Source organism: Chelatococcus sp. CO-6 (genome assembly GCF_001271345.1).
Classification (GTDB): Bacteria; Pseudomonadota; Alphaproteobacteria; order Rhizobiales; family Beijerinckiaceae; genus Chelatococcus_A; species Chelatococcus_A caeni.
The window spans coordinates 567,688-580,853 of record NZ_CP012399.1; the positions used below are offsets into that span (position 1 = coordinate 567,688).

The 13,166-nt window shown below is 68.7% G+C and carries 13 protein-coding genes; 6 read left to right on the forward strand and 7 right to left on the reverse strand.

Translation table 11 applies throughout. From position 1 onward, the window contains the following. Positions 1-76: 76 nt before the first annotated feature. A complete protein-coding gene (locus tag AL346_RS23155; protein WP_082312698.1) occupies positions 77-1,555 on the reverse strand; it encodes a PLP-dependent aminotransferase family protein in 1,479 nt (492 codons plus the stop codon). Between the two features lie 102 nt (positions 1,556-1,657). Here AL346_RS23155 and AL346_RS23160 point away from each other — a divergent pair, with 102 nt between their 5' ends. From AL346_RS23160 to AL346_RS23175, 4 genes are all read left to right on the forward strand, one after another. Beyond that, complete coding sequence (locus AL346_RS23160; protein WP_026015158.1) at positions 1,658-2,260, forward strand: LysE family translocator; 603 nt, start codon at positions 1,658-1,660, stop codon at positions 2,258-2,260. 259 nt (positions 2,261-2,519) lie between these two features. Next, positions 2,520-3,413: a LysR family transcriptional regulator gene (locus AL346_RS23165; RefSeq protein ID WP_019402319.1), complete on the forward strand. Its 894-nt coding sequence runs from the start codon at positions 2,520-2,522 to the stop codon at positions 3,411-3,413. 282 nt (positions 3,414-3,695) lie between these two features. After that, the gene (locus AL346_RS23170; protein ID WP_019402318.1) at positions 3,696-4,154 is read left to right on the forward strand and encodes a (2Fe-2S)-binding protein; all 459 of its coding nucleotides are present in this window, start codon (positions 3,696-3,698) and stop codon (positions 4,152-4,154) included. A gap of 4 nt (positions 4,155-4,158) precedes the next feature. Beyond that, a complete protein-coding gene (locus AL346_RS23175; RefSeq protein WP_019402317.1) occupies positions 4,159-6,336 on the forward strand; it encodes a xanthine dehydrogenase family protein molybdopterin-binding subunit in 2,178 nt (725 codons plus the stop codon). Between the two features lie 147 nt (positions 6,337-6,483). Here AL346_RS23175 and AL346_RS23180 read toward each other — a convergent pair whose 3' ends face one another. From AL346_RS23180 to AL346_RS23200, 5 genes are all read right to left on the reverse strand, one after another. After that, positions 6,484-7,299 carry a methyltransferase domain-containing protein gene (locus tag AL346_RS23180; RefSeq protein WP_019402316.1) on the reverse strand — a complete coding sequence of 272 codons (816 nt, stop codon included), beginning with the start codon at positions 7,297-7,299 and terminating at the stop codon, positions 6,484-6,486. A 21-nt stretch (positions 7,300-7,320) separates the two neighbouring features. Further along, positions 7,321-7,563 (reverse strand): anti-sigma factor, encoded by a 243-nt coding sequence (locus tag AL346_RS23185; protein ID WP_019402315.1) that lies wholly within the window; start codon positions 7,561-7,563, stop codon positions 7,321-7,323. After that, positions 7,556-8,149, reverse strand: coding sequence for an RNA polymerase sigma factor (locus AL346_RS23190; protein WP_019402314.1), 594 nt, complete (start codon positions 8,147-8,149; stop codon positions 7,556-7,558). The genes AL346_RS23185 and AL346_RS23190 overlap by 8 nt, the downstream gene beginning before the upstream one ends. A gap of 79 nt (positions 8,150-8,228) precedes the next feature. Then, on the reverse strand, positions 8,229-8,588 hold the full coding sequence (locus AL346_RS23195; protein ID WP_019402313.1) for a methyltransferase domain-containing protein: 360 nt from the start codon (positions 8,586-8,588) through the stop codon (positions 8,229-8,231). A gap of 18 nt (positions 8,589-8,606) precedes the next feature. Beyond that, positions 8,607-9,050 (reverse strand): cupin domain-containing protein, encoded by a 444-nt coding sequence (locus AL346_RS23200; RefSeq protein ID WP_019402312.1) that lies wholly within the window; start codon positions 9,048-9,050, stop codon positions 8,607-8,609. Positions 9,051-9,395: 345 nt separating this feature from the next. Between AL346_RS23200 and AL346_RS23205 the strand changes: the two genes are divergently transcribed. After that, positions 9,396-10,034 (forward strand): bifunctional 2-polyprenyl-6-hydroxyphenol methylase/3-demethylubiquinol 3-O-methyltransferase UbiG, encoded by a 639-nt coding sequence (locus AL346_RS23205; protein WP_019402311.1) that lies wholly within the window; start codon positions 9,396-9,398, stop codon positions 10,032-10,034. A 31-nt stretch (positions 10,035-10,065) separates the two neighbouring features. Here AL346_RS23205 and AL346_RS23210 read toward each other — a convergent pair whose 3' ends face one another. Next, the gene (locus tag AL346_RS23210) at positions 10,066-12,429 is read right to left on the reverse strand and encodes a caspase family protein (RefSeq protein ID WP_053194184.1); all 2,364 of its coding nucleotides are present in this window, start codon (positions 12,427-12,429) and stop codon (positions 10,066-10,068) included. A 383-nt stretch (positions 12,430-12,812) separates the two neighbouring features. Between AL346_RS23210 and AL346_RS25765 the strand changes: the two genes are divergently transcribed. Then, the gene (locus AL346_RS25765) at positions 12,813-13,142 is read left to right on the forward strand and encodes a DUF2934 domain-containing protein (protein ID WP_082312700.1); all 330 of its coding nucleotides are present in this window, start codon (positions 12,813-12,815) and stop codon (positions 13,140-13,142) included. Positions 13,143-13,166 lie beyond the last annotated feature (24 nt).

Below are 13,166 nucleotides of genomic sequence, written 5' to 3' on the forward strand. Positions count from 1 at the left end.
GGCGGGTCAACAGACTGTTCCGCGGGAAAGCGGGTCCACTGGCGGAGATCGACAGGAAACCAGGACCGGCACGCCTCTATGAGGTGATTCGACTGCTGCTGCCGCCTGGTTCCATAAGAAGGCTTATGCGATTTTCGGCGAGCGCACGGGCGTGTCCCCGATCCCTGATCGGATCAAAGTCTGGCGAACCCGGACTGCTCCTGCACGTCGCCGGGGCGAGAAGCTGTCCGACAAGGGGCAACGCCCGCTCCAACGCGCCGATCGGCGGTCCTCCGAGGCTGAGCCGAACACCGGACTGCGTGGCGTCCGGATCGACGAGAAACATGGTTGGAGACGGCACGATCACGCCCCTCTCCGCCGCCCGTCGCGCCACATTTTCGGCCTCGGTCACCGGCATGGGCAGCCAGAGATGAAATCCTGCCGCCGAAGCCGACACCCGGCCGGAGGGCAGCAAGGTGCGGGCAAGATCGCAGCGCTTCCGCGCCTCCAGGCAAATCGACGCCGCAACCGAGCCCGCGGTCCCGTCCGTCAGCCATTCTTCCATCATCATGCTGGTTACCGGCGAGGCCATGGAGGATGTGGCTTGCAGGGCGGACAAGGCGCTGCCGACCAGTGCCTCGGGGACGGCCAGCACCCCGATCCGCAGGCCGGGGCTCAGCGTCTTCGACAGGCCGCCCACATAGAGCGTGCGTTCGGGAGCGAGCGTCGCCAGCGGCGGCAGGTCCGGCGGCGCGAAGATGGAATAGACGTCATCCTCGATGATGAGGACGTCATGAGCCCGGCACAGTCGAACGATGTCCTGCCGCCGGGCGAGCCCCATCGTCGCGGCGGTCGGGTTCTGCAGGGTCGGCGTGACGTAAAGAACGCGTGCGGACATTTCGGCGGCGCGGGACCGCACGGCCCGCTCCAGCGCCTCCGGCAACAGGCCTTGATCGTCCATCGCAAGGCCGGTCAGGGCGTGACCATTCTGCCGCGCCAGTGCGATCGCTCCCGGATAGGTGATGGATTCGGTCAGGATGGCGGCGTCTCGTGGGCAGGCCACGGCGAAGGCGACGGCCAGGGCGTGCTGCGCACCATTGCAGAGCAGGACACGATCCGGCGTGACCTCCAGCCGTTGCAGGCCCAGCCAGTGCGTCATCCGGGCCCGGTGTGCGTGGCTGCCGGCGGCGGACGCATAGGCGCCGAAGGTTCCGGCGTCGAGGCGCCTGGCGAGCCTGGTGAGCGTCGCCGCCAGGAGGCGATCGCTCAGCACCTGCGGCGGGGTATTGATGCTCAGGTCGATGATGCCCGCCGGCCTGGGCGGCAGTCCGGTGACGAACATTCCCCGCCCGCGGACGCTATGCACCAGACCGCGCCGTTCCAGAATGCCATAGGCTTTGGTGACGGTGCCGAGGCCGATCCCGAGGCGATAGGCGAGATCGCGATGCGGCGGCAAGCGGGCGCCGCCGGGCAGGGCCCCTGAGGCAATATCTTCCGCGAGCGCGGCCACCAGGCGTTGGCAGGGCGGCCCCTTCGTTTCGGTCAGGCGGGGCGTCCAGGGAGAGGCAAGGCGCATCGAGGGTCCAGAAAAGTGTCACGTGACGCTTTATCGATTTATCGGAAAGCGTCACGTTTCTATAGTGCCGCCGAGCACCCGTCAGTCTCTTTGGCTCCCCTTGTGACTTCAGATCTTCTTCTCGCCTTCACCGCCTATGCCTTTGTGACCTCCATCACGCCCGGGCCCAACAACACGATGTTGCTCGCATCAGGAGCCAACCACGGGTTTGGCCCGACGGTGCCGATGATCTTCGGCATCAGCATTGGCTTCACGGCCATGGTGCTGGCGGTCGGGCTGGGGATGGGAAGCGTGTTCCTCGCCTTCCCGATCCTGCACGATGCGCTTCGCTACGGCGGCGCGGCTTACCTCATCTACCTCGCCTGGCGCATCGGCGGCTCAGCGGCGACGAGCGCGGATGGTTCGGACGCCAGGCCGCTCAGCTTCCTGCAGGCAGCGGCTTTCCAGTGGGTCAATCCCAAGGCGTGGATCATGGCCGTCGGGGCCGTTGCGACCTATACGCCTCAGGACGGTTTCCTGCTGAACGTCGTGACGGTGGCGGCCCTGTTCATGGTGATCAATGCTCCCTGCGTCAGCGCCTGGGCGGCATTCGGAACCATATTGCGAGGATTTCTGAGTAATCCTGCCTCTCGGCGTGTCTTCAATATCGCCATGGCACTGCTGCTGCTCGCGTCCCTCTATCCCATCGTCACGGCAGCAACGTAGCGGCGAAATTGCCGGCCGAATCCCCGCACCGGCGGAGCGGACAATCGCCGCCGGATTCCGCAGGCGACCGCGCCGCGGCCCATAACTGGCTCGCCGCCACTGGCAAAGCGCGCCGCAGCTCCTAGATGACGCCAGCACGGGTGTTGCGACGATGGTGACTGTCGCGCCGGCCCGTGGCCTGCCGCCGACGCATTCTCATGACCTACATCATGCGGATCGACTGTCAGAAATTGCCCTCAGTCATGTTCGGAGTTCATGAATGCGCCGTGAGGATCTCGTCGACCTCAATGTTTTTCTCGCCGTGGCCGAGGAGCACAGCTTCACGCGGGCCGCGGCCAGGCTCGGCACGTCGCAGTCATCGCTGAGCCACACGATCCGGCGGCTGGAGGCGCGCCTCGGCGTGCGGCTGCTGACCCGCACCACGCGAAATGTCGCGCCGACCGAGGCGGGCGAGCGGCTGCTCGGCACGTTGCGGCCGGCCCTCGACAGCATCGCGACCCAGCTCACCCTGCTCGGCGAATTGCGGGAGAAGCCGGCGGGGACCATCCGCATCACGGCCTCCGAACATGCGGCGGAGACCATCCTGTGGCCTGGCCTCGAAAGGCTCCTCCCCAATTATCCGGACATTAACGTCGAACTCAGCATCGATTCCCGCTTGACCGACATCGTGAGCGAGCGCTTCGACGCCGGGGTCAGGCTCGGCGAGGCGCTTGCCAAGGACATGGTGGCGGTGCGGATCGGCCCGGATCTGCGCCTGGCCGTCGTCGGCTCGCCCGCCTATTTCGCCAGGCATCCGGTTCCCTGCATGCCGCACGAGCTGGCCGAGCACCGCTGCATCAACATGCGCTTCTCGACCGGCGGCGGTCTCTATGCCTGGGAGCTGGAGAAGGACGGCCGCGAGCTGCGCGTCCGCGTCGACGGGCAGCTGACCTTCAACAATGGCAACATGATCGTGCGCGCCGCCCTCGCCGGCTTCGGGCTCGCCATCGTCATGGAGGATCAGGTCACCGCCCATCTGGCGGACGGGCGCCTCGTGCGGGTGCTGGAGGACTGGTGCCCGCCGTTCGCCGGCTATCATCTCTATTATCCCTCGCGGCGGCAGCCCTCGGCAGCCTTCGCGTTGCTGGTGGAAGCGCTCCGCTATCGCGCATAGCAGGCGCCGCTCCCGCTCTTCCCAAGGGCAATTGCGGCGACACGGGCCGTCAGGCGCCCTGCTCCTCTACAGGGCTGCCGCTCTCATTCATGAAGCCGGTTCATAAGCCTTATCGGGAAACCGCATCTAATCGTCGCTTGTATTCGCTCTAAATCTAAACCTCACCGGCAGGCGCGACCTCGGCCGCCTGCCGCACCACCAGGGACATTTGCCCGCCTCTCCGGGGCTCCCGCCGTCCCGCCGGTGGCTTTTCCGCTTGAACGGCCCGCAAGGAGCGGTTGCATGAAACTGACAGTGAATGACCGCGAATTCACGATCGATGCCGATCCCGAGATGCCGCTGCTGTGGGTGCTGCGCGACGTCATCGGGCTGACGGGCACGAAGTTCGGTTGCGGCGCAGCCCAGTGCGGCGCCTGTACGGTACATGTCGACGGCCAGCCCATCCGCTCCTGCGTGACGCCGGTGAGTGCCGTCGAGGGGCAGAAGGTCGTGACCATCGAAGGCCTCGGCGGCAACAAGGTCGCCGACGCGGTGATCACGGCCTGGACGGCACTCGACGTGCCTCAGTGCGGCTATTGCCAGTCGGGACAGGTCATGGCCGCCGTGGCGCTGCTGACGGAGACGCCGAAGCCGAGCGACGCGGACATCGACGCTGCCATGGACGGCAACCTGTGCCGTTGCGCCACCTACCAGCGCATCCGCGCCGGCATCCACGAAGCTGCCCGCACCCTGGAGGGCTGACCCGATGCGTTTCTTCGCTCCTCCCGTTCCTTCTCCGGCGCTGAGCCGCCGCCGCTTCCTCGTCCTGTCCGGCGCCGCGGGCGCCGGTCTCACGCTCGGTCTGCCGGCCGTGCGGGCCGCTGCGCAGCCGGCGGCGGCTGCAGGCGAAGCCCCCTTTTCCGCCTATCTGCGCATCGCCCCGGACAACACCGTCACCGTGCTGTCGGCGCATCTGGAAATGGGCCAGGGGGCCTATTCCGGCGTCGCCACCCTGGTGGCCGAGGAACTCGGCGCCGCCCCTGCCCAGATCCGCGTCGACGGCGCCGCCGGCAATCCGAAGCTCTACGGCAATCTCGCCTGGGGCGGGGCCATGCAGGGCACCGGCGGATCGACGGCCATGACATCCTCCTTCGAGCGCTACCGGCGCGCCGGCGCCACTGCGCGTGCCATGCTCGTCGCAGCCGCGGCAGACCAATGGGGCGTGCCGGCCGGCGAGATCACGGTCGAGGGCGGCGTCATCTCCCACGCCTCGGGGCGTCGCGCCACCTTCGGCGAACTGGCAGAGAGCGCCGCCCGCTTGCCGGTGCCCGGCGAGGTGGCGCTCAAGGACCCGAAGGACTGGACGCTGATCGGCAGCGAGACGTTCCGCCGTGTCGACAGCGCCGACAAGTCGACCGGCCGGCAGGCCTATACCATCGACGTCAGGCTGCCCGGCATGCTGACGGCCGTGGTGGCGCACCCTCCCCGCTTCGGTGGCACGGTCCGCTCCTTCGACGCGACGGCGGCGAAGGCCGTCAAGGGCGTCGTCGACGTGGTTCAGATCTCCCGCGGCGTCGCCGTCATCGCGGAGCACACCTGGGCCGCCATGAAGGGGCGCGAGGCCCTTACCGTGGAGTGGAACCTCGAGGCTGCGGAAGGCCGCGGCTCGGCCGAGCTGATGGCCGAGTACAAGCGCCTCGCCACAGAACCGCCGACCGCCGTCGCCGATCGCCGCGGCGATGCCGGGGCGGCTTTCGCCGGCGCCGCGAGGGTGGTCGAGGCGACCTACGAGTTCCCCTATCTCGCCCATGCCGCGCTGGAGCCGCTCGATGCGGTCGCCCGCCGGGATGGCGACGTGCTGGAGGTCTGGGGCGGCCACCAGATGCCGGACCTCTACCAGGCCATGGCCGCCGAGATCGCCGGCGTATCGCCGGAGAACGTGCGCCTTCACGTCATGATGACGGGCGGCGGCTTCGGCCGGCGTGCGACGCCCGATGCCGACGTCATCGTCGAGGCCGTCGAATGCGCCAAGGCGATCGGCTGGCGGGCCCCGGTCAAGGTGCTGTGGACGCGCGAGGACGACATGGCGGGTGGCCGCTACCGGCCGATGTACCTTCATGCGGTCAGGGCGGCCATCGACGCGGACGGCAATCCGCTCGCCTGGCAGCACCGCATCGTCGGCCAGTCCATCGTGGCGAACACGCCTTTCGCCGCCTTGATCAAGGATGGCGTCGATGTGACCTCCGTCGAGGGCGTGTCGGGTACCCCCTACGCCATTCCCAACTTCACGGCGGAGCTGACGACGACGTCGAACGGCGTACCCGTGCTGTGGTGGCGCTCGGTCGGCCATACGCATACGGCCTATACCATGGAGACCATGATCGACGCGCTGGCCAGGGCAGCGGAGCGTGATCCGGTCGAGTATCGCCGCGCGCTGCTGAAGGACCATCCCCGCCACCTGCGCGTCCTCGATCTCGCGGCCGAGAAGGCGGGCTGGAGCGAGCCCCTGACTCAAGGCCGCTTCCGCGGTGTCGCGGTGCACGAATCCTTCTCGACCGTCGTCGCGGAGGTGGCGGAGATCGCGGTAGACGACAAGGGCGGCTTCCGGGTCGAGCGCGTCGTCTGCGCGGTCGACTGCGGCATTGCCATCAACCCCGACCAGATCCGCGCCCAGATGGAGGGCGGCATCGGCTTCGGCCTCGGGGCGGTCCTGCATTCGCAGATCACCCTGACCGAGGGCGAGGTCGACCAGGGCAATTTCGACACCTACGAGGTGCTGCGCTTTTCCGAGATGCCGCGCGTCGAGGTGCACATCGTTCCCTCGACCGCCCCGCCGACGGGCGCCGGCGAGCCCGGGGTGCCGCCGATCGGCCCGGCCGTCGCCAATGCGCTCGCGGCAGCCGGGCGCGCCGTCAACGTCCTGCCGTTGGCGCAAGGCGCCTGACGCCTGCAGGGCGTCGCGTTCACGAACCATCGAGCGAGGGGGATCGGCCATGCCGGCCCCCTCGTCGCGTCTCCGGGCCGGCGCAAGAGGCCCGTCGAAATTCCGGGAAGCGCCCTGCTCCGGCGGTCGAACCTGCTCGGTTCCTTCTCAGGTCCGGCCGATCGGGCGCGGGATGGCACGATCCGGCTTCGACATCCGGATCTCGACTGCCCTGGCGCCGAGTGCACCGGCGACGCGGCGCGTGTCGGGGCTGGAGCTGGCGGCAAAGTAGTCGAAGCCGCGCAGGACGCATGCGTCCGCGAAGCCGGCGGCGTGGAACATGTCGAGGTAATCGTCCTCGATCGAGGCGCCGACGACGCATTCGGCCCAGAGCTTCGGATTGGCGCGCGAGGTCTCGCTGACCGGCTTGGCCACGACGATGTCGGCGATCTGGACCGAGCCGCCCGGACGCAGCACGCGGAATATCTCGGCGAAGGCGCGCGGCTTGTCCGGCACCAGGTTCAGCACGCCGTTGCTGGTGACCACGTCGATGCTGGCGTCGGGAAGCGGAATCGCCTCGGCGTTGCCCTCCAGGACGACGACGTTTTCAGTCCCGGTGCGCTCGAGGTTGCCCCGCAGCTTGTCGAGCATGGCAGGGGTCATGTCGAGGGCATAGACCTTGCCCGCGGGGCCTGCGAGCCGGGCGGCGCTCAGCACGTCCGTGCCCGAGCCCGAGCCGATGTCGAGAATGCGATCTCCCCGACGGATCACGTCGGCGTGGAACGGGAAGCCCACGCCGGCGAAGGACTCCACCGCCGTCGGCGGCAGGGCGTCGAGCCAGGATTCGGGATAGCCGACGAAGAGGCAGGCAGCCCGTCCGGTCGGGAAATGGAAGACCCTTTCCGGCCGCAGCGCCACGTCCGTGTACATGTTGCGCACTGCACCCAGGATCTGCTCCCTGTTGAAGCCCAGCACCGCAACCATGCGTTCCTCCTCCGAGCTCCCCTAGAACTGGTCGATAAGCTGACGGATCCTGTTCCGCAGGATGGCTGTCGGTCGCTTCGCCGCCACCTCGCGCACGCGGTGGCGCAGGGCAAGCTCGAAATCCGCTCGCGAGCAGCAACTCCGGCATTCCTCCAGATGCTGTTCAATGAGACTTCGCCGCCCTTCTCCGACCTCTTCTCCGTCGAGAAAGGTCAGAAGGTGTTCCACGACTTCTTCGCAGCGTATGTTCTTGCTCTCAGGCATCGGAAACCTTCGATTTCGCGGTGTTCAATCCCGCATCCCGGGCCTGTTCCCACAGCGCCCGCTGCAGGAGGCAGCGTGCCCGGCTGAGCCGCGAGCGCACCGTCCCGATCGGCAGGCCCAGCGTCTCGGCCGCCTCCGCGTAGGACTGGCCGTTGATCTCGACCAGGATCAGCACGGTCCGGAATGCCGTGGGGATGGCATCGATGGCCGCCTCGATGTCCTTGCGGAGCATCTTGCGGATCAGTTCCTGTTCCGGATTGCTCCACCAGAGCAGGAAGGGCTGATGCATCTTCTCGAACAGCGAGAAGCAGGACTCCTCGTCGTCGATGTTGAGTGCCTCGGTCTCCGGCCGCATGTGGCGCCGGCTCGAGACGAAGGTGTTGGCCAGGATGCGAAGCAGCCATTTATGAAAGCAGCGGCGGTCGGCGAGCTGGCCGAAATGCGCCCACGCCTTCATGACCGTCTCGGCGACCAGATCCTCGGCATCGGCGGGATTGCGCGTCAGGCGCAACGCCGTGCCGTAAAGGCTGTCCATCAGCCTCTCGATTTCGGCACGGAAGAATGCGCGATCAGGGTCTTCGCCCATGTCGCATTCTGCCAGCCTGCACGGCGGCTCGCAACGAGGGCCTCGCCGGTCGGCGAGGCCGTTTCGTCTCGCGGCCCGATCAGGCCTTCACCGCCAGGAGCGAAACGCTCTTGACGCCGTATTTCCGGCTCGCCCCCTTCGCGTTGTCGAAAATGAACGCGTAGGCCGGGTTGTCTTCCACGGCTTTGACCCGCAGCCCGGCGGTCTCGATGAGAGAGCGGTAGCCGTCCTGCTGCGCCGCGCCCCCGATGCAAGCCGCCCGGAGCGTCGAATTGCAGACGATGCTCTCGGGCAGCTGCTCTTCGTCGACGATGTCCGACAGAGCAAGCCGCCCGCCCGATTTCAGGAGACGTGCCGCTTCCCTGAACACCCTGGCCTTGTCGGGGGCGGCGCCGGCCCGATTGCGCGGGCAGGACCTCCAGCCGTGCCGGAGGTCCATTGCGTCACCGCCTTGGCGTTACTTGGTTGCGGTCACGGTGGTCGGCTTGCCTTCCTCGCCGACAAAGACGACGAGGATCTTGCTCGGACCGTCAGCGACGTTGAAAGCCTGGTGCTTGCGGTTCTGCGCCTCGATGAAGGCTTCGCCGGCCTTGTACCGCTGCGGGTTGCCGCCTTCGGATTTCAGCTCGATCTCGCCATCCATCACGTAGACGTAGACCGGCACCGGATGCTCGTGGAGGGCGGTGCGCCCGTCCTTGTCCAGCGTGCCGATGACCGAGATGATCTCCGGCTTCCCCGTCGGATAGACGATCGGCTCCTCGTCGCGGGTCACTCCCGTCTTGATGAGCGGTTCGGCGGTGAACCCGGCCGGCAAAGCGTCGTCCTGGGCGGATACAGGGACCGGCAGCGCCAATCCCATTGCCGTGGCGATGAAGAGGCTCCTGATGATGCTCTCTCTCATGGGACTTCTCCTTCCTTGCCGGCACGGGCCCCTTTCCGCGCCGCTGCGCAGGTGCGGCGACCGGCCGATCGGAAGGCAAGGACGCGATCGCGGCGCATAAAGTTCCCGGCTCGGGACGCACGGCGGCAAGACCTGCCGATGAGTGGCGTCGCGGGATGGTTGCCGAGGAGATCGTCGGTTGCTGGGCAGGCCAGCGTTGCCAAGGTGCCGCTCAGGTGGCGCGGATCTGCCCCGTTGCCGGACGCGGTGCAGATGGAGAAACTGCCGGTGTTGCGGAGCGGGGCCGGCCCATGTCTAACCCGCCGCATATCAGGGCAAGCTTTCCTGCCCAGGGAGAACGGCATTATGAGCACCGCCAGCGACGCCCGCTTCTGGGACAGGTCTTCCCGCAGATATGCCCGCTCCGCCATCGCGGATCGGGATGGGTACGAGCGCACCCTCGACCGCACGCGCGCCCGTCTGCGGCCCGCCGATGACGTGCTGGAACTGGGTTGCGGCACGGGGACGACGGCACTGCGACTTGCAGGTGGCGTCCAGAGCTATCTCGCGACGGACATTTCCCGCGGCATGATCGCGATCGCCGAAGAGAAGCTGGCGGCGGAGCCGGTCCCGGCGCTCTCGTTTCGCACGGCGACGGCCGAGGAGCTGGTCCGCGACGAAAGCCGGTTCGACGTCGTCCTGGGTTTCAACTACCTGCACCTGGTGCGTGACGTGCCGGGCACCCTGCGGGGCATTCACACGCTGCTGAAGCCCGCGGGCCTGTTCATCTCGAAGACCCCTTGCCTCGGAGACATGAATCCGCTGATCCGGCTGCTCCTGCTGCCCGCGATGCGCGCTGTCGGACAAGCGCCACATGTCAGTTCGTTCAACACATCCGCGTTGGAACGGCTGATCAACGGCGCGGGGTTCGACATTCTTGCCCGGGAGACCCACGCCAGCAGAGGCAAGGACCGGCGCCCCTACATCGTGGCCCGCAGGCGATGATCACTGGACCGGTCGTCCATTCACCACGCATCTATGGCTGCGGGCAGTCTGCGCCTTCTGGGCAGCCGCGCCGGCCAGGCCCGCGCGGGCCGCGCTCCGCCGGTGGACCGGACGGCTGCTGACGGGGGGCCTGCATGCGGGGCTGTTCCGGCGCGGGCCGTTCGGGCCGCGGCATGGCGGCGGGCGCGCGGGGCTGTTCCGCCCTGCCCGGCCGCGCTCCGGGCATTGCCGGGGCGCCCCCCTCGAACCCGGACGGGCGTTCCGGCCGCGCCGGCCTCGGCCTTTCGCTTCGCGGCGGCGCCTCGCGGACGGACGGCTGCTGCATGCGTGCAGGAGGGGGAGCGGCTGCCGGAGGCCTGGGCTCGCGCCGGGGCCTGGCGTCGGCCGGCGCCTGCCTTGCCGGTTGCCGCGGCCGGACCTCGTCCGGCGCCGTCTGGCGGCCGGGAAGGCGCGCGGCGGGCGGACGCTCCGGCGGTGCGGCGTCGCGCCTCGGCGTCGAAGGCTCACCCGGTGTGCGGCGCTGCCGCGGGGCTTCGCGCTCGGCGGGCCGGGTTCTCCGCTGCGGCCGGACCTCGTCGCTCGGGGCTGTCCGCCGGTCGCGAAGCCGGCCGGGCGCCGGCGCTGGCGCCGATGGCGCCGCGCCTTCTCCGGGCACGGGCAGTTCGCCCGGGGCGCGGCGCTGCCGCGGGGCTTCGCGATCTGCCGGTCGAGGTGTCCGCTCTCGCCGCGGCCGGACCTGATCGGCAGGAGCCCTTTCCTGGTCGCGCAGGCGGCCGGGGGCGGATGCGGGCGGCGCCGCGTCCCGGTCTGGCACGGGCGGTTCACCCGGTGCGCGGCGCTGGCGGGGCGCCTCGCCCGGCTGAGCGGGCGCGGGTGAGCCGGGCCGGGCATCGTCGGCCGGCTGCGGCGCCCGGTCGCCCTGCGGCGCCGTGCGCTGCGGGGCAGGCGCGGTCGGGGGCGGTGGCTGATCGGTGCCCGGGCGCGCGCCTTCGGGCGCTGCCGGCGAGGGCGCGGTTTGCGGCGCCTGAACGTCGATGACCCTCTGCGGATCCAGCGCCGGACGGAAAACGCCTTCCGGCCGCCGCCGCGCTGCGCTCGGCACGGGCAGGTCGGTGGGGATCGGCAGGAAGCCGGCTGTCGGCGGTGGCGGAGGCGGCGGCAGGCGCTCGAATTCGGCCGGCCGCGGCGGCAGGATGGCGACGGGGGGCGGTGGCGGCGGCGGCAGGTCGCGGATCTCGTAGATCTCGGCATAATCCTCGAACTCGTCCGGCAGCCGCGGCGGCAGGTCGTCGTATTCGATGATGTCGAACTGGCGCGGCGGCTCGAGCGCGACCGACAGCCTCGAGAGGCGGCGGCGGCTGTCCTCGGCATGCGGGCCGCGCGGATAGCGGCGCAGGTAGGTCCAGTATGCTTCCGGCGAATCCATGACGAGGGTGCGGCGCCAGATCAGCGCTTCGCGCCGCTCGGCGAGGATGACCCGCACGCGCCGGGCCATCGGATCCTGCGGATAGACGCGCAGGAACTCCTGGTAGACCGGAATGGTGTCTTCCTCGATCGCATAGACATAGGCTTCCGGAGCCGGCAGCTGCTCGATCGAGCGGCGCGGCGGCGGGCCGGCCACGGGCGCGGACCCAGGCTCGGGCTCGAAGAAGAAGAAGTCGGCGCCGCCGAGATTGAGGCTGTCCCAGGGGGTCTGCCGGCCCGCGGTCGCCTCGTGCACGCGCAGGCGCACGCGGTCGAAAAGCACCTCGAGCGGCAGTCCCGGCTGCTGCATCATCTCGGCGAGCGCCGTGGCATATGGGCCATAGGGCCCCTGCTCTTCCGGCGCGACCGTGTTCGGCGCCGCCGAGAACGCGATGGCGAATCCCTGCGGGGCATCCATGATGGCGAGGCCCGGCGCGATCGGCTGCCCACCCAGCTTCGGATAGTCGCGCGCGGCGTCAAGGATGACGATGTTGATGCCGACCGGCGTTCCGGCCAGCGACCGGAGCATGTCCGAAATCCTGAAGCCTTCCAGCGGAACATCGCTGTCGTTGTCCAGCCGGGCGTCGATCGGTAGGAAATAGTTCTCCCCCTCGATCTGCAACGCCTGGCCCGCCAGATAGACGACGACAGTCGCATCCCGGCCGGCGCCTTGGACCTTGCCCAGGAACTCGCGTACGGCATGGCGCAGATCGTCGCCTCCAAGGTCGGCTCCGCCCGATACGTCAAACCCCGCCGTCCGCAGGGTCTGGGCCACGAGGCCGGCGTCGTTGAGGGTGGTCGGCAAGCTGCCGCTCGGATAGTCGGCCTGGCCGATGACGAGCGCGAAGCGCTCCTGCTGCGCGAAGGAGGTTCCTGCGCCCATGATGAGGGCGCTGGCCATGATGATCAGAAACAGGGTCCGGCGAAGCATGTCACTTTATTCCTTGTCGCCGCCAGCCCCGGATTTATGGCCTCGATCAGTAAACAGAAATAATAATTCAGACTATACGATCATAATATTCATATTTATACGGTTTCCGGCTGCACGCTGCCGTGTCGGCTTTCATGGCCCCGCCTGTACGCTGTCATTCGCGAGCGTGGTCCTTTCCCGTGCAGCTTTTCGCCTCTTCGGCTGGAAAGAAACGCCCAGCCCGGCATTTCGTTCCGGCAGGGTGTCCGGGTCCGCCGGTCCGGTCGGCGCGCTGCTGCCGCTCGCGCTGTCACGCGGCAGCGGATGCGGCGGACGAACACGGAACAAAAAAACGCCGCTCCGGTTCGGAGCTTCCGGACAGCACCGTGCGGGAGCCCTGAACCATGGCCAGCCTAGAAGAACGGATCCGCAGGCGCGCCTATCAGATCTGGCAGGAGGAAGGATGCCCGACCGGCCAGGAGGAGCGTCACTGGGAGATGGCCCGGCAGATCATCGCCAGCGAGGGCAGCGCGGGCGAGGAGGAGGAGACCGGCGGAGCCCTCGCGCCCGACCCGGCCGGCAGCGCGCGATCGGGCGAGACACCGGCGGAAGCCGCTGGATCTGCCGGCGAGACCGGTGATCTCCCGCCGCCCGCGCCGCCCGGCCGGCGGCGCGCGAAGGCGGAACCGCTCTCCTCCATCGGCAAGCCCAAGGGGCGCCGACGGCAGAGCTGATGCAGCAACGTCGGCAACTGGGGC